Source organism: Chryseobacterium aahli, assembly GCF_022699665.1.
GTDB lineage: Bacteria > Bacteroidota > Bacteroidia > Flavobacteriales > Weeksellaceae > Chryseobacterium > Chryseobacterium aahli.
Genome location: NZ_JALDNB010000002.1, coordinates 600,650 through 625,562, shown reverse-complemented (window position 1 = coordinate 625,562; position 24,913 = coordinate 600,650). Strand labels below are relative to the sequence as shown.

Sequence of the window (24,913 nt, the reverse complement as noted above, 5' to 3'; positions counted from 1 at the left end):
GTGATTTATAAACAAAAACAACCTCATTGATTGAGGTTGTTTTTACTTTATTATAGTTCAATTACTTTAAAATTTCTTTCAAAAACATCAATGTGTGATTCCAGGCTCTTTTCGCCATCACTGGATTGTAATCTGCTGATTTTGGGTCAGTAAAAGTGTGTTTTGAGTTAGCATAAGTGATGATTTGCCAATCTGCTTTTCCATCATTCATTTCTTTTATCAGATTGTTATAATCTTCGGGAGTTACTCCTTTATCCTCTGCGGGATTTTCTACTAAAATTTTAGTTGAAATAGCTTCATTCGGTCTCGACTGATCTTTTCCAATGCTTCCGTGAATGGAAACTACGCCCACAACAGGCAATTTTCCTCTCGCAGATTCTAAAGCTCCCGTTCCGCCAAAGCAATATCCAATTACTGCAATTTTCTCAGGAATGGCTCCGCTTTTTTTCAGTTGTTCCAATGCAAGAGAAATTCTCTTTTGGTAAGCTGCGTAATCTTTCTTGTAAAATCCTGCGGTTTTTCCGGCAGAAGCATTGTCTGCAGGAATATTTCCTTCACCATAAATATCGGCGATAAATGCTATATAACCTTGTTTTTCTAAATCTGCGGCTGCAGTTTTTGCTTCATCGTCAATTCCTTTCCAGGCGGGGAGAATCAAAACTCCGGGAATTTTTTTTCCTGCATTTGATGTGACCAAGCCGTTGAGTTTTTGAGTACCGTCTTGATAAGAAACTTTTTTCAGATTCTGACTGAAAACTGTTGCTGAAGCAAGCAAAGTTGCGGTGATGAAGATTGAACGTATCATATTTTTATTTTGTGAAGTTTATAGTATTAATTATTTTGTTTTTGAAGCTCTTGAAGTTCTAGGTTTTTAAGTTTTTCTATCATCTTAGATCCTGTTGCAATTAAAATATTATGATGGTTGATACAAAGAAGCCAATCATATTTTTTTGAAACAATGCATAATTCATGAAAACCTGCTTCATCTATAATGATCTGTATTTTTTTTATTTTTCCTTCGAAAATCCAATATTTTGTAGTTTCATTAATTGTTTCATTTACCAAATACCAAACTTTTTCGTTTTCATCAATTAATTTATCAAGATAATATTCTGGTCTATACTTCAAATCTGAAACCGAAAATGTGTCGTCCTTAAAATCTTTCCAAAGAAAATTTGGTTTTTGATTCAAATAGGCAGGATTATAAAAAGAATTATAGATTTTTTTTTCAATTTCTTTCCAGTCATCATGCATCGATAATGCTCTGAATTCTTCCGTTTCAAATTTTTCATCTTCCGAAACCCTCTTGATTTCTGCACGTAAAGTACTCCAGTTTTTCCCAAATAAATTTCTCTTTCTACTCATGATTAGATTTTAAATAAAAATCGAAATCTAATTTAGCTAAAACCAAATACAAATTGTACAAATCATTTCAAAAATTAAATAATAAATAATCTGTGCTATTTGTGTTAAATATTTGTGCCATTAGTGTTTCAAGAGCAGGGCTACATTCAAATTACTGAGCTTTATAAAACTGATATTCCCCATTATCATAATAAGCATTAATGTGTTGTAAACCATTCGTCAGAACAATTTCTTTTGCTCCGATGATTGAATTATAACGTGCAGTTTGTTCGAAAGTTTTTTCAGTAAGTTTAATTTGCGGAGCTTTACATTCAACCAGAATTTTTGGCTGCGCTTTTTCTGTTACCAAGAGGTCAATTCTTTTGGTTAAACCATTGAGAACTATTTTTTTTTCTGTAATTAAAGCAGATACAGAATAAGATTTTACTGTGAGATAATAATGAATCCAATGCTGTCGAACCCACTCTTCAGGCGTTAGCAAAAGGTAAGTTTTGCGTACCAAGTCATAGATAAAAAACTTATCTTTGTCTTTCTTGAATTTAAAATCAAAAGTTTCCTGAAAATTGAGTTTGGGAAGTTCCATTAATTAAGATGAAAGAATTAGATTTAATCCTCAAAAATATTAAAAATAAAGAAGTTTTACCGATTTATTTTTTCCACGGAGAAGAACCTTACTTTATTGACGTTGCTGTAAAAGCCCTTGAACACGACTTTCTTGAGGAAGACGAAAAAGCTTTTAATCAAACTGTGACTTACGGAAAAGACACAACCTATCAGGAAGTGCTTTCTTTGGCAAGACAGTTTCCGATGATGGGCGACAAACAGGTGATTATTGTAAAAGAAGCGCAGGATTTAAAATTTAATGATGAGGAAAGCAGAGCTTTAGAAGCGTATGTTGAAAATCCTGTTCCGTCAACGGTTTTGGTTTTTGCACACAAACATAAAAAATTAGACAGCCGAAAAAAAATCACTAAAACTTTAACAAAAATAAATGCGCTTTTTCTGAGCGAATCTTTCAAAGATCACAATCTCCCAAAATGGATTGCCGATGAATGTCTCAGATTGAAAATAAAAACTGCCCCGAATATTTCTCATCTTTTGGCAGAATATCTTGGGAATGACCTTTCAAGAATATCTAATGAATTAGGTAAACTCAAAATAATTCTGAAAGAAGGTCAAGTTTTAGACGGAACCATCGTTGAAAACCACATCGGAATCAGTAAAGAATTCAATGTCTTCGAATTGCAGAAAGCTTTAGGTACAAAAAATGCAAATGCTGCATTTAAAATCGCTCATTTTATGGGTAAAAATCCTAAAAACAATCCGTTTGTGATGTTACTTTCGAGCTTGTACAATTATTTCTCAAATGTGATCATTTACAATACAATGATTGGTCAATCGCCACAATTGATTGCTTCGCAGATGGGCTTGAACCCTTACTTTTTGAAAGATTATGCCGAGGCGGCAAGGCTGTATCCTTTAAAACATTCTACCAGAGTGATTTCTATTTTGAGAGAATTTGATATGAAAGGGAAAGGTTTGGGCGCTGTGAATATGAGTGAAGCTGAATTGATTAAAGAATTAGTTTATAAGATTATCAATGTGGATAAAATCAAAATGAAGGTTTAGATTGAATGTAGCCTTTCTTTTATTTGGGCGACATTTTCCGCCCTCCGTTCCCGCTTTTTTGCTACGCAAAAAGAGCTCCACTCAGGTCGGGTCGCAAAGAGTCATAGTAAAGAAATGCAGTTATCGAAAACCAACATATTTAATATTGACAAGTATCATTAATTTTTCTTTAATTAAATATTAAAAATCACGAACTTTGTCGTCTTAAAATTAAAATCTTTTTGAAAAGAGAATTATGGAAGAAAATATTTTAGATTGTGTAATCGTAGGATCTGGACCTTCTGGTTTTACAGCAGCAATTTATGCAGCAAGAGCAGACCTTAAACCACAATTATATACAGGTTTGGAACCGGGTGGGCAATTGACGACAACGACTGAAGTTGATAATTTCCCTGGTTACCCTGCAGGAATTACCGGCCCCGAAATGATGATGGATCTGCAAAAACAAGCTGAAAGGTTTGATACAAAAGTTCTTTACGAAATGATTACCAAAGCCGAATTTTCTAAAGAGGTTGGTGGTGTTCATAAACTATATGCAGGAAATAAAGAGATTTTTGCTAAAACTGTGATTATTTCTACAGGTGCTACTGCAAAATATTTAGGTTTAGATGACGAAAAAAAATACAATGGAGGTGGAGTTTCAGCATGCGCAACCTGCGACGGATTTTTCTACAGAGGAAAAGATGTAGTCGTAGTAGGAGCGGGCGATACAGCTGCTGAAGAGGCAACTTACCTTGCGAAATTGGTGAATAAAGTGACGATGTTGGTGAGAAAAGGTGAGTTCAGAGCTTCAAAAGCAATGATTCACAGAGTTGAAAACACACCGAATATTGAAGTGAAATTTCACCATGAATTAATTGGAATTGAAGGTGAAAATAATTTGGTGGAAAGAGCAGTGGTAATCAACAATCAGACTCAGGAAAAATCTACAGTAGACGTTCATGGTATTTTTATTGCTATCGGACATAAACCGAATACAGATATTTTTGCAGGTCAAATTGATTTAGACGAAAACGGATATATCGCAACTGAAAAAGGTTCTACAAGAACTAATCTTCCGGGAGTTTTTGCTGCTGGAGATGTTCAGGATCATATCTACAGACAGGCAATTACAGCGGCAGGAAGCGGTTGTATGGCAGCCATGGATGCTGAAAAGTATTTAGCTGAATTACACTAATTTTCGAATTAAAATATAAAACGCACCTCTTTTGGTGCGTTTCTTTTTATCATGAAAAACTTACTATTCATTTTTCTCGGTGGTGGATTTGGAAGCATTTTAAGATATCTGATGTCAAATTATACTCAAAAACTTTGGAATATCAATTCGTTTCCGATGGGAACTTTCTTGGTAAATATCATCGGATGCCTGACTATTGGTTTTTTAACTTCCTATTTTATAAAAAATGATAATTATCTAAAATATCTTCTCATTACAGGATTTTGCGGAGGTTTTACAACGTTCTCTACTTTTTCTGTGGAAAATTATTCATTATGGCAAAATCAACAATATGGAATTTTACTTTTATATGTGATTTCAAGTATAGTTTTAGGTTTTGCAGCAGTAATTATTGGGATGAAATCTCAGGTTTTGTTACAGTAATTAATTTTAATTAAAAATAATCCAACTGATTTTTAACGGATTATTAATTTAGAGTAAAATTTAATTTAGAATTGTTTTGCAGATATTGAAAAGAGTTTTATATTTGCACCACCAAAAACAACGACATATATCGGGGTTTAATGGAGAGATGGCAGAGTGGTCGATTGCGATAGTCTTGAAAACTATTGACTGTAACAGGTCCGGGGGTTCGAATCCCTCTCTCTCCGCTGGTTGAGAAACTAAAATAAGCTAAAACGCTGTAAACATCAATGTTTACAGCGTTTTTTATTTTGCGCTAGAGTCAAAAAAAATCAAAATAGGTCACGATTTTTATGACCTTTTTAGTGATCCATCGTGAAAATTGGAAAATGGGTCACGAAAAATTCAGGGAAACCCGACCAATAGGCAGTCTAACGATTGTACATCTTGCAAAAAGTGGTAACAAAAACTAAATTATTAAACAATTAAAGTTGCCACATCATGAACAAAACATTCAATCTGTTATTCTTTATAAAAAAGAATAAAATCCGAACAAACGGCACGGCTCCCATCTACTTACGAATCACGATAGATGGCAAGGCGGCGGACATTGCCGCTAAAAGGTATATCGAACCGCAGAAATGGGATGGTAAAACACATAAGGCACTGGGGAACTCTCAAGAGGCCAGAACGCTTAATGTCTATCTTAAGACTTTAGAGCAACAGGTTTACGATTCACACTACGTGATGTTAAAAGAGGATAACAATGTGACAGCAGTTGGTTTAAAATCTAAACTGCTTGGAACTGATGTTTCCACACGAATGCTCATTCCTATTTTTCAGGACCACAATGATAAAGTGGAAGCACTGGTTGGTCAGGATTTTGCGCCCGGAACATTGGAGCGTTATAAAACATCGTTAAAGCATACACAAGAATTCATTAATTGGAAGTACAAAACTTCTGATATCGATATTAAGGCGATTGATCATGCTTTCATAATGGATTATGATTTCTGGCTTCGAAGTGTACGTAAATGCGGAAACAATACCGCTGTGAAATACATTAAGAACTTCAAAAAGATCATTAGGTTATGTATGGCACACGGCTGGCTCAACAAAGACCCTTTTCTTGGTTATAAAGCAAAGCTCAAAGCTGTAGAACGTCGGTTCCTATCTAAAGAAGAAATCCAGGCGATGTATGAGAAAGAATTTGTTTCCGATAGATTGACACAAGTACGGATGTTTTTCTTTTCTGCTGCTATACCGGTTTAGCTTATGTTGATGTGAAGAAATTGACAAAGTCTCACCTTGATATCGGGATTGATGGCGAACAATGGATATTCACACGTCGTCAAAAAACAGACACCTCAACCAGAGTTCCGCTATTACCTGTAGCTAAAGAGCTGGTTTTAAGATATGATAACCATCCGCAATGTGTAAACTCAAATGTTCTGTTTCCTGTAGTAAGTAATCAGACGATGAATTCATATCTAAAAGAAATTGCGAATGTCTGTGGAATAAATAAAGAACTGACTTTCCACATTGCAAGACATACATTTGCTACTACGGTTACATTGTCTAATGGCGTTCCCATTGAAAGTGTAAGCAAAATGCTAGGTTACACGAATATCAAAATCACTCAGCACTATGCTAAAATTTTGGATAAGAAAGTGAGTGATGATATGTCAGTGTTAAGGGGGAAACTTCAAAGTAGAGAGGAGATAAAACGTTTAGGATAACAACTGGTAGTTAAAGATGAGCTTTAAAGTATTTTTCTAATCAATATCCAAAAAAAATAAAAATCCCAACTTTAGTTGGGATTTAAAATACAAAAAACAAAAAGACACTTAATGGGACAGTGTCTTTATTTTCAAATTTTATCAGATTTTTGACTAAAGAAACTGGTACCTGAATCATTCTGTCAGCCCATTGGGGTGCAGATTTCAATGATAAATTCATCAATGTCCCTAAAATAGGCAAAAGTTTGCCCCATCATATTATGTAATTTCTTAAAAAATATCATTTCCTGCGCTATTATTTTGGTTATAATTTAAATTTAGTGTCATTTTATCTCAACTTATTGTAAAGCTTTTCAACACATAGATAATTATAAAAAAAATTAAACTGTTTGTACTAATTGTAAATCAATATTACCAGTTATCTATATTTTGAGATCTATCAATAATTTCCTTTATAAGCGAATTGAAGTGATCGTTCAAACCATTATAAGCATCTTCAAATCTTATTTTTCCATCATCTTCGAATAGATATAATTTAGATTTTCCGACTTTTACCAAGTTTAGCGTAACCCATTCATCCCTAGTCCAACCACTTGCCCCTCTGTAAGTACTTTCAACATATCGTCTAGCCTCAAAATCAGGACTGTTGATCCGAATCTTGCCATCTTTAAAAAGAAACGTTAATTTATATGATAGATCATATTTACGAATTGTTTTTCCGAGTCCATTAGAAAGTTTTATAGGTAGAACTTCTTCTTCATACGCCGTTATACTGATATTTTCACCTTCAACAACACTTAAACCTTTTTGTGGATTTTTGAAAATTGAATTGATAGCATTGAGCATATTTCTATACAGGTCTTTTTGTTTCACATTTGGCACATCGACGACCGTAAAATCGTTTTTTTCATTGGACAAAAATCCCGCCGGAGTTAGTTTGAAATATTGAGCGAAGCTTAGCTGCGTTACAAGCAAAAGTATGGCAATACCAATGTTTTTTGTTTTCATAGTATATTAAAATTTTCAGATTATGATAAATTCAGGATTTTTACATTTAATGGTTCGGAATCTCAACAAGTGGATGACTCAGCAAATTCGCTAGTCTGATATCGTTATTTGCAGTCCTGCTTCAGCACGTTCTGTAATATTCTATTTTTTATTGGATTTCCTGATGTACCTGTAAAATATTTTATCATATGCTAAGTTCAAGTAAAATAGAGTTTCGGTCACTCACGATAGTAGTTCAGAAGTGCACCTGCATCTCCGGATGTATCGACAATAAAATTAGTTGTCTTTAGGATCTTGGCATCCTTATCTAAAATTGAAATTGTATAACTTGCCCCCGGTGTCCCTTCGCTAACGTTCGCAGAAAAGCCAATACCTCCGATGTTTTTATGAAGTCTGACAGTTTTTTGCCAAGGTGCTGTTACCTCCTCTTCATATTCAAGGTCGTCCGGGATCTCCGTTACATTGGGGTCGGTCATCGTTGGAGTATATTGAACCACCAACTTGTTGTTGCTGGGTCCAGTCAATTGATAAGTGTATTCGTAATCCTTTTCTGTACTGTCTTCTCTGGAACAGCTAATTAACGCAATTGCAGAAATAAGGAAAAATAGGGTGGTGATTTTTAATTTCATAATTCTTTTTGCTAAAGCCTTATTATATTGATCTGTGTGTTGCAAAGCTAGATCAGAACGATTCGAAGGTCAATCCATTGAAAACGGTATTTATATCTACCTGCTTTTAGGTATTTTCTACCTCTCCATTTTTTTTTATATTGTACAAATTCTTACAATTATAAAGAACTGAACGTAATGATGAGACTCACCCTATTGCTAAGCATTCTATTTTCTTTGAGCTTATTCTCACAACAGATCTCTCCACTCAATGAAAAGCGATATGAAGACAGCTTAAAGATCGTTGTAAAATCACATTTAGACCATAGTAAAAAGGCAGATGCATATTATTTACTCTCTAACTACAGCAGAAATACAGATTCTTCCTGGAGTAAAAAATGCCTGGAATCAGGAAAGTTATTATCGAAAAACAATGCATTTCTGATGGCTGAGTTTTATTACTACAATGGGCTGTATTTTTTAGAAAAAGACAAGGAAAAAGCTTCCGAATATTTTCAGATGGCCATTAAAGAACTAGGCAGATTTAAAACTGAAAGATCTGATATAATTCAAGCATTGGCGTGGTTTAACTACGGATTAATTAAAAAAAATAAGGAAGGATATCCTTTTTTTATAAAAATTATGCTGGAAAAAAGCATTCCCCTCGTCGAAAAATATGAGACCAGTAGAACTTTAGGGTTCTTATACACTCAGCTTGCTCTCACATTTACCTACAATGCTGAATTTCAAAAAGCGGAATATTATAATGATAAAGCAATTGAAAATCTTCAAAAAAATTCCCCGAATTCTGCAGAATTATTTTATGCCTATTTAAGCTCGTCGAGTAATTTCTGTTATCAAGCGAAGGGTGACAAAGCCAAGAATTTTTTGGACAAGGCAGAAAAAATGATTCAGCCTTATCCCGAATCTTCTGCGAACGCTTCCTATTTATATGGTAAAACTTTATATCTTATCACTAAACAAAAAAACGAAGAAGCGCTTCCTGTGATAGAACAGGGATTGGTATACGCTAAAAAATCTAATCAAAATCTTTTGGCACAAATGTTTTATCTGAATAAATGTGACATTCTCCGAAAACTAAAAAGATATACAGAAGCCAAGAATGTTTTAGAAAATATTCTTAAAGAAAAAACACTCGTAATAGATGCCAATAACAGAAAAACGATATACAGACAGCTATCCAACCTGAATGAGGAAATGGGAAACTCATCTGATGCTTTAGTCTGGGAAAGAAAGTATTCAAAGTTGAACGACAGCTTAAATTCTGAAAATATAAAACTGGAGATAAATACGCTTGAAAAAAAGTTCAACACCGCAGAAAAAGAAAGGAAGATCGCAACCTTAAATGCAGAAAAAAAACAAAAGGAACTCGAAGTCAACAAAAAGAACTCCTACCTTTGGGGACTGGGTCTTAGCTTGCTGCTGATCATAAGTCTTTTTGTTTTATTCATGATAATTTACAGGAAAAATAATAAGATCTCAGAACAGAAAGAGATTAACCTTCAGCAGAAAATAAAAGACATTAGACAAAAAGAAGAGCTTACCCTTACAAAAGCTATACTTGAAAGTGAGGAAAGAGAAAGGGAACGCATTGCCCGTGATCTCCATGATGGTCTGGGTGGAATGCTGGCTGGTGTAAAAATAAATCTTTCATCATGGTCATCAAGTTATTTTAAAGAAGAAAATACTGAGTTCAGCAAAATTCTTCAGCAACTTGATCGGTCCGTAGGTGAGTTGAGGTTTGTCGCAAGAAACCTGATGCCGGAGTCACTCCTCAATTTTGGTTTGGAAACGGCTCTTAACGATCTATGCGAATTTTATACAAGGACAGATCTGGAAATCGATTTTCAGCCCTTGAATATTGAAAGTACGCTCTCACTTCCAATACAGGTCAATATATATAGAATTGTACAAGAATTATTGGCCAATGCAGTGAAGCATTCTGGAGGAAGTCATATTTTGCTCCAGTGCTCACAGTCTGAAGATCATTTTATGATCACGGTTGAAGATGACGGTGAAGGATTTGCAGAGGATATTTATAAAACAAAGAATAGTATGGGCCTTCGAAATCTTAGAAATAGGGTAGGTTATCTCAAGGGCAAAATCGAGATCAATTCTGATCACGAAGGAGCTACCATTAACATAGAACTAGATACTCATGCCATCTGATAAAATAAATATTATTATTGTTGACGATCACCCCATTGTTCTGGAGGGATTAAAGACCATGCTGAAAAATGAGCCTCTTTTTCATATCTCAGAAAGCTTTACATCAGGAGAAGGAATTCTTGATCTTGTGAAATTGAATGATACAGATATTGTCCTCCTTGATATCACACTTCCAGATATCAGCGGGATAGAACTTTGTAAAGAAATTAAAAAAGTCTCAAAAAATACCTCAGTGATCATGTTTAGCAACCGATCTGAACGGAGTATTATCATGCAATCCATCCAAAATGGGGCTAGCGGATATCTTCTGAAAAATACCTCGGTCAAAGAACTTATAGACTGTATAAAAGGAGCACTCTCGGGAAATATTGTTTTCTGCAATGAAACGAAACATATTATCAGTAAACCTTCTCAAAATGAATTGTTGAGCATTCCTAGGCTGACAAAAAGAGAAAAGCAGATATTGAAATTAGTTGCAGAAGGAAAAACAAGTGTGATCATCGCAGGAGAGTTACACTTAAGTTCTTTAACAGTAGATACCCACCGCAAAAATCTTTTGCAAAAGTTTCAGGCAAAGAACTCGACAGAACTTATAAGACTTGCAGTACAACAAAATTTTATACAGGAATAAAAAAGAAATTAGCTGGAAAGCCGATCAAATTGAGTGCTTACTTACTAAGCCATAAAATTTTGGAATAAAGTCCACCAATATCAGTAGTTTCAGAAAGAATCCGAAAAAATAATGCCTTTCTGCTTAACTTTTTCTTGCATTTCCTTCGGTGAGAGTTCGCTCATTTTTTGAATGTCCTCGTGGAACAATAGTAAAAATTGTTTCATCGTAAAATTGTTTTAAACTATAATTAAAGACATTTGACTAGTCCAATTTTGGACATTTTCTCTTTTTTTTCGATTTGCTTTTTTTAAGCCTGTTTTTTTATAATTACAACGCTGTTTTTTTATTGTCATCAATACAAAGTAGATATTGTTTTTAACTTATATTTTACGGACCCTGTTTATTTTCAACGCGAATAAGTTGCCTTTAAAAGTTGCTATAACAAATAATCCAAAAAATAATTGAATCCAAAACATCCACTCATTTTTAGCCCAGCTGAGAACAGGTACATCGGTTGATAATAAAACACTAAAACAGAGGATACCATTGTGCAAAACGTCGGCAACAATTATAATAGCCGTCATCCAGATCCCGGCCTTAGGTCTTGATATCAATAAAACTGCGGCTATTGGGTCTAAAAAGGTTAAGCTATCCCAAAAAAGTATTGATAAAACTCCCACGTTATATTCTGCCGAAAAAAAACCATGATCAATTATCCACAGCAAATGCGTAGTGGTGCCAATTAACATACCGATACATTGGAGTATCAAGTTAATCTGAATTTTGGTTTTAAGTTTTGTAAAAATCATATATTTATGGTTTGCTTGCATCACTACGTACAATAAGCACTGATATTTAACTGAATACTACAAGAAAATCGATTGTAGCTATACTGACAATTGTTCCAAAAACCAAAGAAAGCAATAATATTTTAATTTCAGCACACGGAATTTTTCCGGTTAATCCAGTTAATATATTTATTATGAATACTTTTTTTGGACAAAACTAACTACAATTTGTAGAAGTAGCATGTGCTGTCGGATTTTATCTGGTTCTGTTTTCTTCCTCGGTCTTTTGAATTTCTTTTGCATGATATTTTGAACTTCCGAAATTATAACTTAATGAGAAAAGTAGTTTTCGGCTGTCCCACCAATGCGTAAACTGATTGTCCATAATTTGTTTGTGCCTGAATTCCAGACGCTGATCGTAGGAATCAAAAATATTATTGTAACCTATTTTCGTATTCAATTTATTATCAAACCATAATTTTTGAACCGAAAGATCTATAGTATATCGTGGTTTTATAATGTATAAACTGTTACCGCTTTTGGATTCATAATTTGCAAAAACATTGATTGTATAGCCTTTGGGTAATGAGAAAACCTGATTCAACCGAACTTCGTAATTATAAATTTTCAGAGCAAAAACTTCATCCAGATAAGGCCGGAATTCATGATTGTAATATCCTGTAAATTGACTGTTTACATTCCACCATTTAGCTATTTTTATAGGAAAACTCATTTCCAGAGATGCGAAGTTTCTATAAGGAAGATTAGTTCCCAAATATTCCAAAACGTTGGTTTCGGGATCATAGAGAGGATAACGGGTCATTACATCTTTTTCACTTCCAACAGTGAAGCTTGTCACCCAATTTTTGAAACGATAGGTTGCTTTGATCTGGCTTGTAAAAGATGGCTGCAGATAAGGATTCCCGATCCAATAATTCAGTGGGCTGAAATAGAATCTAAACGGATTGAGTTGTGAAAAAACCGGTCTGGTAATCTTCCGGCTGTAAGAAATGGATAATTCATTTGATTTATTAAATGCATAATTAGCGCTCAAAGACGGCAACCATTGCAGATAATTTCTTGACACAATAGAATCTGTGGTTATGGCATTGGAAATACTTCGGGTATTTTCAAATCTTAAACCTGCATTGATCTGAAGCTTATTAAATTTATGGTTATAAGCCAGATATCCCGCAAATATTTTCTCTTTGTAAGAAAACATATTACTTCGGGTGGGGTCAAATATAAATTGATCATTTACCGATAATGTATCATATCTTATATTATTATCCGTATTTGTATCACTGAATTTCACACCAGTTTCGAAGGTAGAATTTCCAATTTTTTGTGAAACATCAATTTGTCCAGTATAAATATTTATTTTGTTTAAAAGGTTTGATTTCCAATAAGATAAAAGTTCCGACGTCGGTTTGTCTCTATTTATAAAATCATCCTGTTGCTTATTTTCAACCGAAAGATAATTTCCTAAAAAACTAAGCTTGAAATTTTTATTCTGAAAAGAGTAATCTGCCGTCATACCATAATTATTTTGAAAGTAATGTGCAGGATTGTTACTTTCCGTATTAAAAACCAACTGCATTTTATCTTCATTTGTTGTATATAATGAGCCAAATCGTACCCGGTAATTATCTCTGAAACTTCCTCTGAAATTTAATCCAAACCTGTTTTTATCATTCAGTTTATAATCAATTCCGGTCTGAATATTATAGACTTCTGTTTCATCTTCCTGATAGGTTCTGGTTCTCATTACGTTTGTATTTGCCAAATGCTGAAGGGCATTATACTGATACGTCGAAATTCCGTTATTATAAGCTAATTGCAGATTATAGATTGCTTTATCGGTGTTATAAGACAAGTTCAGTGAATTTTCTCTGTAGTTAAATTTGTTGGCATAAACATTCCCGATGTAACTACCTCTCCAGCCCAGATCGGTATTCTTTTTTAACTTAATATCAATTATCCCTTTGAATTCTGCATCATATTTTGAAGATGGGTTAGAATTGACTTCGATAGACTCCACCATTTCCGGTGGCAGTGACCGCAAATAAGACTGCAGCTCCTGACTGCTCATTACAACGGGTTTTCCATTAATAAAAATAGCCGGATTAATTCTTCCGCCAAGAAAAATACCATCTTCCTGATCTACCGTTACACCTGGAGTTTTCCTTAAAACTTCAAGAATATTAGTTGATGTCTTAAAATTTTTATTTCCGGAAACACTCATTACAATGTTGCCGTCATTTAATTTTAAATTTCTTTGTGAAGCCTGAACAATGACTTCGGAAATAGTTGTAATTGAATCTTTTTTATTATTTCTCTTTAAGGAGTCTTCCTTCACAATTTCCTGTGATTTTGCAAAAAATGAGAATAACAACAGAATAAAAATTCCTGATCTGGTTTTCATAAACGTTTAATTTTATGAGACCAAAAGTATCTGTAAAGAAAAAAAACTAGGTTTTGAAGTTTAAATTCCGAAGTACAGAATTATAAATTTGAACTCTGAAACAGAGGTTCAGAAGCGGTTTGAGATTGCTTGTACAAAAGTGGAGTTGTATTCTTAATTTTCTTAAAAGTTGAAAAAAATGTAGATTTGGAATTGAATCCCACTTCATATCCAATCTCCTCTATCTTAAGATAGGAGCCATTTTCAATTTTATTGCACGCTTCATTGATTCTGAATTCATTAATGTATGTAGAAAAACTTTTACCCAGATTGTCATTTAATAATTGTGAAAGCCGATGTGCAGACATATTCATTTTCAACGCAAGATCAATTAATTTTAAATTTGGATTTTTGTATAATTCTTCGGTATTCATAAGCCTTTCCAATTTTGAAACAAAATTATCTGCCTGCAGATCAGATATTTTTTTATTGAAATATTTATTCTCTTCTTTTGTGGCTGTTGACTGGTGTTTTTTATTAAATAAAACCAAAAAATTGGCATACAAAACGAACGAAAATACAAGGCTTCCACCAGCGCAATATACCTGGATCCAGCCTGTAGAAATAAACTGATACGTCAGAAATATGATTATGTTGCTTATTAAAACAGGAAGGATAAATTTATCCGGCTTGGTAGTATTCTTCTCTGAAAAGATGTAATAATCATAAACCGATAGAAAAATAAAAACTGTCCATATTCCATAAATAAATGTTCCAAAATATCTGTCCCACAAAACAGGAAAAACAAGATATAAAAGCCCTGCTCCACATAAGACCACTGTCAGAATTCCGAAAGATTTTATAGCATTCTTAAGATCAAACTGCTCTTTCAGAAAAGATGATCGGATAAAATAATACAGTGCCGGTCCTGTAAAAAACAGTGCTGAAAACCCAAGATTCGGAATTATTCTTGGCCAATCCGAATAGAAATAAATACACACAGAGATTCCTACCCTAATACTCAATGTCAAAAGAATTAATCCCAGAAAAAAATCCGGAATATCTCTGTTTTTTTTAATGAACAATAGATAAATGCCTAACAGAAGCCCATTAAAGGCACCTATTGCACTAAAAAAGAATAGCATCTGTTGTCCGAAACTCATTGTCTGTTATTTTATTGATGGTAAATTTATAAAATTAAAGTTTCTTTGAAGTTACGAAAGTTTTGTTTTTTTTTGAATGTCTACAAATACAAATCAATCATCAATGTAGCTGATTTATCAGTGTCTTCATATCAATGATTATTTCTTCGGTATTTACAGCTTCCTGAGATTTTAAATTTTCCATATCGCTCTCTTTATTTATTAGAGCTACAATGAGCAGATCATATTCAATATTGTATCGGAGGCATATCAGATTTTCTATAGCAAATATATTCCGTTGTATCTGCTGAAAAAAATATTTTTGGGTATCCGTAATCAGAGATTGCAAACTCTCCACAAAAATATTTCAAGCTTCCATCAATATTCTTTCTGATTGTTTTCAAGGATTTGATTATAGTTTTGCTTGTGCCTGCCTGAAGAGTAATCCACATAGAAAAAGTCAGAAACCTCACAAGGAAGTGTCTCTTTTTTTGTCAGGCAGTTATAAATTCCACAATAGCTTGTGAATGGATTTTTGTAGTGTCAAACACAGGAATTTCAAAATCGTACTGACTTACCAGCATCGGTATTTCTGTACACCCCAGTACAATACATTCTGCTCCTTTGTCTACAAGATCTTTTACAATTTCTTTATACTTTTCCTTTGTTTCAGGGTTAATAAATCCAACGCCCAATTCTTCTCTTAAGGTGTATTGGATGTATTCCCGCGTTTCGGGCTTTTCAGGGATCAGGACCTCAAGACCAAATGATTCAAACTTGTTTCTGTAAAAGTCCATCTCCATGGTAAACTTCGTACCTAGGAGTCCGATCTTCTTAAACCCATTTTTGTTGATTGTTTTGGCTGTTTCTGTTACGATGTGAATTACCGGCAAATTGATCTCTTGCTGAAGTCTGTCAGCATAAAGATGTGCCGTGTTGGCGCATAGCGCAATTCCATCTGCTCCGCTTTTCTTTAAATTTTCACAGGCATTAAGCAACAGATCATATGAATTGTCCCAACTTTGAGTATAGATATCTCCAAAGTTCAGTGAGTAAATCATACACTCGGCAAAATTTAATCCACCCAGTTTTTCATTGACTCCCTCGTTTATAAATTTGTAATAATCTAATGTCGATGTCCAACTGATTCCTCCAACTAATCCGATTTTCTTCATTTATTGTTTGTTGTGGTTTGATATATCATTGAGATTACAGATGATATAAATATATGCGTTAATTCTAGTGCTGTTGCAGCAACTAATTTTCCAGAGTCCGTTTCATCATAATGTCAGTCTGCTCGTCGTTTACGATAATACAAGAATCATTAAAAAGTCAATTTTGGTTTACTAAATTAATTTTCTCTCTTTTGTTATCACGGCGAGGTGGAAAGGAGTTTTAGCCCGCATATTTTTCTTATGGTTGTAAGTCTTTTTTCTATGCTGCTTTTATTAACAACGAGTGATTCGTCGTCTTCAAGTTGCTCAGATATTTCACCGATTTTTAGACCTTGTGACAAGTATTTTAGTATAAGGATATCTAATTTTTCCATTCAGTAAATTTAAAAATAATTACGTTCTCTCAAGTTCAGTTTACACTGGCGTAGGGTCGCTGCTTTTTGTCCAACCAATGCTGTACATTGTTATTCTATCGAGATATCTTTACTTTTAGTTACTTTAGGAATATAAATAAGATAATCATAACCTTTTATAACTCTCGATAAGTATACATCATCAATTTTTAGCTTGTTTTGTAAAATAGATTTCTTTAAAGGTCTTAAATCAAAACAGTACCATTGTTCCTCTTTCATCACATTTTGAAAAGATTTAAAACTAGTGTCATCATTGTCGTCTTCTCCTTTTCCAATAAGCATTATATGTAACGATTTCCTGAAATTTGCCTCTTCAATATTAGAAACTAAGTTGCCAATATCATAAATATCAGTTTTCGTTAATATGGTTTCACCTTTGGGTAGATGGACCGCACCAAATTTGAAAAGATTTCTTTTATTTTTCCAATCGGGCATTTGGGTTAGCAAGATATTTTTCAGCAGTTGAATCCTTAAAGGATGATTTCTATTAACATAAATCTCTCTGCTTAACTTTAAGTCTTCAATTTGTTTTCGCTCTTTTTCTGAAAGTTTTAACTTCAATAGCAAATCTATTTTTTGAAGGCAATCTTCGGATAACAGGTAGTATTTTTCCATACCATCTTTAGACGCAGCTAGTTTGGAGTTATGAAGCATTTGCTCATAGACCTCAATCGTTTTTTTATTTTTCGAAGTTTCCTTTAAACGTGAAATGATCATTTGGTCTGCAAAAATGCTAATTTGTTCGGCACCATATATTTTGGTATTACGTTTAACTAAATTCTTAAACAAAGCAAATTCAGGCTCATACTCCAAAAAAGAAAAGTTGGTACTGTATTCTTTAACAAAAGAGTTAAGCTGTTCAGCAGATAGCGATTTAACTTTAGTTTCGATGATATCTACTGAATAAGGGTCAACCTCAAGAAAATAGTTGTCAAACTTAACCTCATTGATAACGGCATTAGTGAGATAAGGAATTTCGTTTGTAAAATGAGTTTCTCCCAACAAAACAGAATTTGATTGCTTTATTTCATTGAGCAAAACATCCCATCCTTTTCCCTGAAATGAAATGTTTTTATCAGTTTGGAAAGGAAAACCATTCTTTTGAACTAAACTGTCAAGTACTGTGTTTTGAGCATAGTTGTAATTTGTGATGAATAATGTAAGAAGTAAGAATGTTATTTTTTTCATTTTATAGTTATCGAAGTTTTATTGTAATAACGTACAGCGTTTCCCTTTGCTATAAGAGGTTTCGGGCTAAATTAGCGTTATTTTTCTGGTTAAACAAATTGTCACAAATATTGACCAAATTTAGATTAACGCAAATGCTAAATTCTATTTTGCAAGTGTTAATAGTGATAATGCGAATGAGGATTTACAACCATATTCAATGATACAAATTTCTTATGCCTCGTAATTTTCACATGATGAATCGCCTATATACAGGTCATGTTCCAACTTCTATCATTCCATATGAGGCTACCTGATTTTCTATAGCAAATATATTCCATGGTCACCGCGGAAAAAAACCTTTTTGGGTATCCGGAATCAGAGATCCCAGACCCTCCGCAAAATTATTTCAAGCTTTCATCAAGATTATTTCTCCAGATAATATAATTGATAATTCCAACCAAATTGCCAATTATTATAATGCACAAAAAGGTAAAATCCAATCAATAAATTCATTATTTAGTGTTGAGGCGAATAGTAAAAGAAAGATAAATTATGAATTGATCAGTTATAAAACTGATAACGGAAAAGAGTTTATTGGAATTGTAATTTGGAAAATAGAAAATGGAAAAATAATTAGAGAATTTGAATTTACAAAGGAAAGTAATTTAGATTCTAAAAAATTTGACACAACAAATATTGACGAAAGACGAAAATTATGGATTCAATTCTGTAATGAGAATAATTCTAAAAATTTAGTCGAAGAACTTTACAGTAATAATACTATCTATTACAATCACAAACCGCTAATAAAGGGAGGAGATGATTATATAGTTACATGAATAACAAAAACTATCATTTACAGCTTCATTCATTAATTTTAAAGGCAGTAAATTCAAATTTTGTCTTTGAAATTGGGCAATGTACCGGAAGTTATGACGGAAAATATATTCTTGTTTGGGAAAAAAAATTCGATGGAAAATGGAAAATAATTATTGATTCAAATATATAAAAAACGTCGCCTAACATTGTATCAACAAAATGAGGGAAGAAGAGAAGGTTTTTACCGAAAGAATTCAGCAGATATTCTAATGAATTTTTTGGAGCTTCTTGTAAAGCATAAGTTCCAATTCCTTGTTTACCATTTGCTGAAAATGTTCCTTTATAAATCGAAAATCCGAACGCTGTATATCTATCACCAAATTCTTTCTTAAGATAATCACCCATTATTTTATAACAGTTATTAGGTGTTCCGATATGCCCATTATGAGCCTAAAGTGTCATCTTGGAATCGGTATAATAATGATTAAACCAAATCGCATTTTCTGCCATATACTAGTCTCTGTCATTACTTTTTTGTAAAAAAATTGAATTGAGAATGAAGGAATTGTTTCAAAACCGTAATATTTTCTGATAACCATTGTTTTTTCTTTGCAGTTCATGCAGATTTATCTAAAACCAGATAAATAAAAAAAAACCACTATATTTATTCGTATCAACATTCAGGTATGGAAATAAAGGTTATCGTAAAGCAATTAGGAAAAAAGCACCCTGTTTTAGCAGAGCAAAAGCTCGATATTGATTATAATGAGGTCAATATTTCATTAGAAAATTTATTAAAACTTGTTGTACAACAACAGGTAGAAGTTTTCAACGCTAAATCATTTGAGCTGGAAGATGAAGACTACGCAAAAATACCCACAGAAAATTATTTAAATATTCTTACTGACACCGGCAAAATTGGTTTTGGAAGTATTTACAATCAAAAAAAAGCAGATTTACAAAAAGCCCAGGAAAATGCGCTTCAGGCTTTTGAAGATGGTATGTTTGCTGTGTTTTATAATGATGAGCAGTTAGAAAATATTTCTCAAAATATAAACTTAAACTTAGATCATACGTTTACATTCATTAGGCTTACTTTCTTGGCAGGAAGTTATTGGTAATTAGAAATATAAACTTACAAATTCAATGGAAATCACAGAAAAATTAAAATCGAAAAAAATTGTAGATTATTACAAAAACTTAAGAAAAGATTTAAAAGAACAAACAGAAAAAGGAATTTTATCACAAATTTTTTCTAAGCCAAAACTAAAAAAAGAAGTTGCAGAGCTAGGTTTACTTCTTCTCGGAAAAGAAGATTATCGAGAAGAATATTCTTTGGGCTCTACGAAAGCCGAAAAAATAAAAGAACTCATAAAACCAAACATTTGGGACGACGCAGATTATTATAAATTATTGGTTTATTTCTTTGATGACAAAGCTGAGCTTGTAAAACATGCTTGGAACAAAATGCCCTTCAAGATGTATCAAACAGGTTATTATCGCCGCTCGTTCAGAGCGCCAAATAATGAGAAATTTATTTTTCTTAATCAAATTAATCTGATAAGAAGTCTGCTACAACTTCCTAGTATTTATTCTTACAGCGATGGGTTTAATTTTTACAATCTTACATTAAAAGAGCAAATTATTTATGATAACGAGCTGTCTTATAATTCTAGTCAATTTTACATTTGGTCAGCAGCGATAGATACCGGAAATGCTGAAATATATCAACTTATTGAAGATATTATTTTTAATAAACATGCTGAAGGTAAGGTATCGCAAAATATTATAAAAGCATTGCTTAATAGTGAACAAAAACACTGTTGGGAGTTGGTAGAAAAACTTTTGCTTGCAGCTCAAAGGCAAGAAGGATTGAGGCAAACAGTCTTGGAAGCTTTAGACGAAACAAGTGTTGGCGCACTTCAATATATGACTCATGTAATTTTGGAGCATAAATTAACAAGATTCTCATCAGTTGTACGTGCAATTGATACCTGGACGGGGCTAAACTGGGAAGCTGAAAAAGAATCCGTCGTGAAGAATATTGTATTGTTAGCAGATAATTATTTTAAAAACCCACAACAAATTCCTGAAGCCATAAAAAGTAAAAACAATAATGAAGTGTACATGGCACTGTGGGTACAAGGTATTTGGGACGTAGAAAAAACGATTCCTTACCTACATGAATTACTCGACAAAGGCAGTGTAGAAAAAAAATGTTTGGCAATAAAGTTCGCTTCAGAGACCGCAGACCCGTATATTCAGATGCCGTTGTATTATAAAGCTGTGATAGAGGGTGATTTGCAGGTGATGGCATTTTCAGGTAATCAGATGTCGTCTTTGTTGAGTGCCAATGCAGATTCTAAGTTTTATATAAACAATACAGATTATCCCGATTTCTTTGAAAAACTACACGATTTAACCAAAAAAATAGAAGTAAAAGAAAAGAAATTTGAAGGTAAAATATTCTCTTGGCTCAATGCGACTTTCAAAAAAAGCGATTTATATGCGTCGATGTTTTATCTTGTAGGGGAGGATAGTGCAAAATTAGACTTGGTACTTTCTTATTTTAATGATTTTGACCTTGCGCTTCGTGAGCAGTTAACGAGAAATATTTTGGGAGATTTCTACTGTTATTCTTACTCCTATAATTTCGAAAAAAAGCAAAAAAAAGTAACTCCTTTCCAGAAAGAGTTTGCTTTTAAAATCGTAAAAGACAGGGGTGAATCTTTGGTTGCTTCGGGTATCAATGTGTTGCAGCAAAACCCTCTAGACAAAGAAGAAATAATGACGTTTTTTGATTTCTTTAAAAGGAAAGGCGGCACACTTCGTAAGAAATTAATAGAGTTGGTCATAAAGCAAGAAGATGTCGTGCTTACACCTTTGGTGGAAGATTTGGTAACGAAAGGAGATATAGAACAACGCACGGCTTCACTAGACATAATGCTTCAACTACAAAAAGAAAAAAGAGCGTCTGTCCAAGTTTCAGAATGGATTCAAAAATACGCTGAAAGACCCAAAATTTCAGAAAGAGAACAAAGTTTGCTGAATCAGCTCAATCCATCTGCCGGTAAAGAGATGCTTTCTGCCCAGAATGGGTTCGGTTTTTATGATATTTCTGTAAAATCTAAGTTTGAATTGCCTAAAGTAGATGCCAATTCGGTGTATGCAAAAGCGATTACAAAAGATAAATACGGCTTTACAAAACCGATGAGCCATGTAAAAGCTGAATTAAAAAAGCTCAACGATTTATTTTTAAAACATAAAGACCACGAATACGATGCAGAAGACTGGAATGGCTCCGTGACAAAATTATTAATGGGCAATAGTTTCAGACAAATCAAAAATAAAACAGAGGGTTTTACTCCGGAACAAATTTTCGAAAACTATCCCTTATATGAAGTTTGGGAAAAATGGTATAAAGATTCTGGGTTACAACCTAGAGATTTGTTTTTACTGACTTTCGCAGAAAGCTGTGACCGCAAAAAGTTCAGAGATTTTCTGGAAAACTATGTTTTTTACAACAAAGATGTGATACCGAATCCATTGAAAAACGAGTATTATTGGGATAATCCGGTAAAGAGAATTTTAGAATCTTTAAATCATAAATTTGTCTTCGAAGAAAAAAATGATTTTTTAATTGATGCGTGCAGCACTTTGTTTGCTAATCTTCCCAAAGATATTATTACTTATAAAGCAAAAAAGAGTGAATATTATTATGGCAACGATGGAGACGGATGGCAGCAATCTGGCTTTTTCAAATTGTTTTTAGAGTCAATATCAATAAAAAATACGACAGACGAACAATTTAAAAAAATCTTGAATTTACACCGATGGATGCAGTACAACGGTTTGGAAGAAAACATACAACATACTGTTCCTGGTTTTTATTTGTTCTGTAAAGCGTTTGAATTACAAATCATTACCAAGGATGAATTATATGAAGGTATTTTTACCTCAGAATCTGCAATACGAGAACTTACAACCTCCAAATTTCATCATAACAGTGAAAAATACTTAGAGACATTCCCTTTCTTGAAGCCTATAATTGAGGAGATTCAAAATAAATTTCTTGATGTAGAACTCATTCGTGGCGATGCAAGTACGGCTGTTTCCCATTTTGTACAAGCATTCCAAAATATATATGGCTCCAATCGTTTCGTGGAAATTTTAAAAGGTTTAGGTAAAGCAACATTGTATGCTAACTACATTTACAGCTATGGAAACGAAAGTATGACGAAGCAGAAGCTGTTTTCTTATCTTTTGTCGAATTGCCATCCTTTGGAAAGCGATACACAAGAATCATTTAATGAAATGATGAAAAAAGAGAAAATTGCGGAACTTCGTTTGATACAAGCTGCTGTTTATGCACCACAATGGCAAAAATTCATTAGTAGTTATTTGGGTTGGAAAGGTTTGGATTCTGCAATTTGGTGGATGCACGCACATACCAAAACGGGTTCTTACCAAGCCCAAAATTCCGGGCTGGAAAGTGAGGTGGCAAAGTATTCTTCGGTAGATGTACAGGAGTTTCAGGATGGTGCGGTAGATAAAGATTGGTTTACAAAAGCCTTTAAAGAATTGGGCAAAGCTCGTTGGGAAATGCTGTACGAATCTGCCAAATATATCTCTGACGGAAATGGGCATCGCAGAGCAAGACTGTACTCAGATACGCTTACGGGAGATTTAAAAATAAAAGAAGTAACTGCAAAAGTAAAAGATAAACGCGATCAGGATTACCTGCGTGTGTATGGACTTGTGCCTTTGAGTAAAACAAATCCGGAAAAAGATGTATTGAGTCGATATGAGTACATTCAGCAGTTCAAAAAAGAAAGTAAGGAATTTGGCTCTATGAAGCAGACGAGCGAAGCGTTGGCTATTCGTGTGGCATTAGAAAACTTAGCCCGAAATGCAGGTTACCCGGACCCAATAAGGTTGACATGGGCGATGGAAACCAAACAAATTCAAAATCTGTTATCAAAAGAAACGCAAGTTACCGTTGACGGAATTACCGTTGGATTAATTGTAGAAGATGATGGAAAAGCAGAATTGGTGGTATTCAGAGATGATAAACAGCTAAAATCAATTCCGCCAAAGATTAAAAAAGATAAAGCAATTGTAGAGTTAGCAAGTTACCGTAAAATCATGCGCGAACAATGGAGCCGCTCACGTAAAGGTCTGGAAGAAGCAATGATAAGGGGCGATGAGTTTCTTTTTGCTGAGATTAAAAACCTTTTTTCGCATCCTGTAATTTCTAAACATCTGGAGAAGCTGGTTTTTATCACAGATAATCAAAAAATAGGATTTTACCTTGATGGGAATTTAATTTCAGCTCAAGGCGAAATTCAAAAGCTAGAAGAAAATCAAACATTGAGAATTGCTCATTGTGTAGATCTCCATCAACATTTAGTTTGGAGTTATTTTCAGCATTACTGCTTCACAGAAAAATTGATTCAGCCATTTAAACAGATATTCAGAGAATTATATGTTCCTACTCCGGATGAATTACAAGAGAAGTCAATTTCCCGTAGATATGCAGGTCATCAGATTCAGCCACAGAAAACTTTAGCACTGCTAAAAACAAGAGGCTGGAAAGTAGATTATGAAGAAGGTTTACAAAAGGTTTATCATAAAGAAGGTTTTCAGGTAAAATTATATGCTTTGGCAGATTGGTTTTCACCTGCGGATGTAGAAAGTCCTACGCTTGAAACCATTGAGTTCCATTCATTAAAAGACTATAAAAACATTCCATTCGAAGATATTAATCCACGTTTGTTTTCTGAAGTGATGCGTGATGTAGATTTGGTGGTTTCTGTAGCTCATGTGGGAGATGTAGACCCGGAAGCAAGTCATTCTTCTATCGAAATGCGTTCGGTATTGATGAAAGAAACGGCAAGATTATTTAAGCTGGACAATGTGAAAATAGAAGGTTCTCATGTTTTAGTGAAAGGTCAAATGGCAGAATACAGTGTGCATTTGGGAAGTGCGGTGGTGCACCAGGTGCCGGGTAAATATTTATCCATTCTTCCTATTCATTCTCAGCACAGAGGCAGATTGTTTTTGCCATTTGCCGATGATGATCCAAAATCAGCTGAAGTAATGTCTAAAGTTTTATTACTGGCAAAGGACAATGAAATACAGGATCCGACTATCCTTTCTCAGATAAAAAGAGAATATGTATAGAATTTGAATAGATGATAATATACTTGAATGTACCAGGTTGTATTTTTACATTAAATACCAATTTTACAACTTATTGACAAATAAACCG

General features: G+C 33.7%; 21 protein-coding genes, 1 tRNA gene and 2 pseudogenes. 12 read left to right on the top strand and 12 right to left on the bottom strand.

The window, feature by feature from the left end; translation table 11 throughout:
• Positions 1-61 precede the first annotated feature (61 nt).
• From MQX03_RS05025 to MQX03_RS05015, 3 genes are all read right to left on the bottom strand, one after another.
• On the bottom strand, positions 62-805 hold the full coding sequence (locus tag MQX03_RS05025; protein ID WP_242801909.1) for a dienelactone hydrolase family protein: 744 nt from the start codon (positions 803-805) through the stop codon (positions 62-64).
• A 26-nt stretch (positions 806-831) separates the two neighbouring features.
• Complete coding sequence (locus tag MQX03_RS05020) at positions 832-1,365, bottom strand: DUF6756 family protein (protein ID WP_242801908.1); 534 nt, start codon at positions 1,363-1,365, stop codon at positions 832-834.
• Positions 1,366-1,516: 151 nt separating this feature from the next.
• Positions 1,517-1,948: a type I restriction enzyme HsdR N-terminal domain-containing protein gene (locus MQX03_RS05015; RefSeq protein ID WP_242801907.1), complete on the bottom strand. Its 432-nt coding sequence runs from the start codon at positions 1,946-1,948 to the stop codon at positions 1,517-1,519.
• Positions 1,949-1,956: 8 nt separating this feature from the next.
• On the opposite strand from MQX03_RS05015, the gene holA reads away from it, so the two are divergent.
• The 7 genes and pseudogenes from holA (at position 1,957) to MQX03_RS20505 (ending at position 6,312) form a co-directional block, all read left to right on the top strand.
• Positions 1,957-2,994, top strand: coding sequence for a DNA polymerase III subunit delta (holA, locus tag MQX03_RS05010; protein ID WP_242801906.1), 1,038 nt, complete (start codon positions 1,957-1,959; stop codon positions 2,992-2,994).
• 235 nt (positions 2,995-3,229) lie between these two features.
• Complete coding sequence (gene trxB, locus MQX03_RS05005) at positions 3,230-4,171, top strand: thioredoxin-disulfide reductase (RefSeq protein ID WP_129533992.1); 942 nt, start codon at positions 3,230-3,232, stop codon at positions 4,169-4,171.
• 51 nt (positions 4,172-4,222) lie between these two features.
• Positions 4,223-4,594 (top strand): fluoride efflux transporter CrcB, encoded by a 372-nt coding sequence (crcB, locus tag MQX03_RS05000; protein WP_242801905.1) that lies wholly within the window; start codon positions 4,223-4,225, stop codon positions 4,592-4,594.
• 142 nt (positions 4,595-4,736) lie between these two features.
• Positions 4,737-4,821 (top strand) — tRNA-Ser (locus tag MQX03_RS04995).
• Between the two features lie 253 nt (positions 4,822-5,074).
• Positions 5,075-5,290, top strand: a pseudogene (locus tag MQX03_RS20515) (Arm DNA-binding domain-containing protein); the annotation flags it as partial.
• Between the two features lie 30 nt (positions 5,291-5,320).
• On the top strand, positions 5,321-5,845 hold the full coding sequence (locus MQX03_RS20510; RefSeq protein WP_317224555.1) for a phage integrase SAM-like domain-containing protein: 525 nt from the start codon (positions 5,321-5,323) through the stop codon (positions 5,843-5,845).
• 11 nt (positions 5,846-5,856) lie between these two features.
• Positions 5,857-6,312 carry a site-specific integrase gene (locus MQX03_RS20505; protein ID WP_317224553.1) on the top strand — a complete coding sequence of 152 codons (456 nt, stop codon included), beginning with the start codon at positions 5,857-5,859 and terminating at the stop codon, positions 6,310-6,312.
• A 411-nt stretch (positions 6,313-6,723) separates the two neighbouring features.
• Here the strand turns inward: MQX03_RS20505 and MQX03_RS04985 are convergent, their stop codons facing one another.
• Both MQX03_RS04985 and MQX03_RS04980 read right to left on the bottom strand, forming a co-directional pair.
• Positions 6,724-7,320, bottom strand: coding sequence for a DUF4468 domain-containing protein (locus MQX03_RS04985; RefSeq protein ID WP_242801904.1), 597 nt, complete (start codon positions 7,318-7,320; stop codon positions 6,724-6,726).
• 218 nt (positions 7,321-7,538) lie between these two features.
• Entirely contained in the window at positions 7,539-7,994 is a 456-nt protein-coding gene (locus MQX03_RS04980) for a hypothetical protein (RefSeq protein ID WP_242801903.1), read from the bottom strand.
• 132 nt (positions 7,995-8,126) lie between these two features.
• Between MQX03_RS04980 and MQX03_RS04975 the strand changes: the two genes are divergently transcribed.
• Together MQX03_RS04975 and MQX03_RS04970 are read left to right on the top strand one after the other, a co-directional pair.
• A complete protein-coding gene (locus tag MQX03_RS04975; protein WP_242801902.1) occupies positions 8,127-10,118 on the top strand; it encodes a tetratricopeptide repeat-containing sensor histidine kinase in 1,992 nt (663 codons plus the stop codon).
• Entirely contained in the window at positions 10,108-10,749 is a 642-nt protein-coding gene (locus tag MQX03_RS04970) for a response regulator (protein WP_242801901.1), read from the top strand. Before MQX03_RS04975 ends, MQX03_RS04970 begins: the two co-directional genes overlap by 11 nt.
• Before the next feature lie 362 nt (positions 10,750-11,111).
• On the opposite strand, the gene MQX03_RS04965 is transcribed toward MQX03_RS04970, so the two are convergent.
• The 6 genes from MQX03_RS04965 to MQX03_RS04940 form a co-directional block, all read right to left on the bottom strand.
• A complete protein-coding gene (locus MQX03_RS04965; protein WP_242801900.1) occupies positions 11,112-11,540 on the bottom strand; it encodes a hypothetical protein in 429 nt (142 codons plus the stop codon).
• A gap of 235 nt (positions 11,541-11,775) precedes the next feature.
• Positions 11,776-13,944: a TonB-dependent receptor domain-containing protein gene (locus MQX03_RS04960; RefSeq protein ID WP_242801899.1), complete on the bottom strand. Its 2,169-nt coding sequence runs from the start codon at positions 13,942-13,944 to the stop codon at positions 11,776-11,778.
• Positions 13,945-14,024: 80 nt separating this feature from the next.
• Positions 14,025-15,086 carry a helix-turn-helix domain-containing protein gene (locus MQX03_RS04955; protein ID WP_242801898.1) on the bottom strand — a complete coding sequence of 354 codons (1,062 nt, stop codon included), beginning with the start codon at positions 15,084-15,086 and terminating at the stop codon, positions 14,025-14,027.
• 473 nt (positions 15,087-15,559) lie between these two features.
• Entirely contained in the window at positions 15,560-16,240 is a 681-nt protein-coding gene (locus tag MQX03_RS04950; protein ID WP_242801897.1) for an aspartate/glutamate racemase family protein, read from the bottom strand.
• A gap of 197 nt (positions 16,241-16,437) precedes the next feature.
• Positions 16,438-16,614 carry a hypothetical protein gene (locus MQX03_RS04945; RefSeq protein WP_242801896.1) on the bottom strand — a complete coding sequence of 59 codons (177 nt, stop codon included), beginning with the start codon at positions 16,612-16,614 and terminating at the stop codon, positions 16,438-16,440.
• Between the two features lie 90 nt (positions 16,615-16,704).
• Positions 16,705-17,841, bottom strand: coding sequence for a hypothetical protein (locus MQX03_RS04940; protein ID WP_242801895.1), 1,137 nt, complete (start codon positions 17,839-17,841; stop codon positions 16,705-16,707).
• Positions 17,842-18,380: 539 nt separating this feature from the next.
• On the opposite strand from MQX03_RS04940, the gene MQX03_RS04935 reads away from it, so the two are divergent.
• Positions 18,381-18,662 carry a hypothetical protein gene (locus MQX03_RS04935; RefSeq protein WP_242801894.1) on the top strand — a complete coding sequence of 94 codons (282 nt, stop codon included), beginning with the start codon at positions 18,381-18,383 and terminating at the stop codon, positions 18,660-18,662.
• A gap of 91 nt (positions 18,663-18,753) precedes the next feature.
• On the opposite strand, the pseudogene MQX03_RS04930 reads toward MQX03_RS04935, so the two are convergent.
• Positions 18,754-19,080: pseudogene (locus MQX03_RS04930) on the bottom strand (erythromycin esterase family protein); the annotation flags it as partial.
• A 248-nt stretch (positions 19,081-19,328) separates the two neighbouring features.
• On the opposite strand from MQX03_RS04930, the gene MQX03_RS04925 reads away from it, so the two are divergent.
• Positions 19,329-19,763 (top strand): hypothetical protein, encoded by a 435-nt coding sequence (locus tag MQX03_RS04925; RefSeq protein ID WP_242801892.1) that lies wholly within the window; start codon positions 19,329-19,331, stop codon positions 19,761-19,763.
• A gap of 25 nt (positions 19,764-19,788) precedes the next feature.
• Positions 19,789-24,825 carry a DUF4132 domain-containing protein gene (locus MQX03_RS04920; RefSeq protein WP_242801891.1) on the top strand — a complete coding sequence of 1,679 codons (5,037 nt, stop codon included), beginning with the start codon at positions 19,789-19,791 and terminating at the stop codon, positions 24,823-24,825.
• The last annotated feature ends 88 nt before the right edge of the window (positions 24,826-24,913 follow it).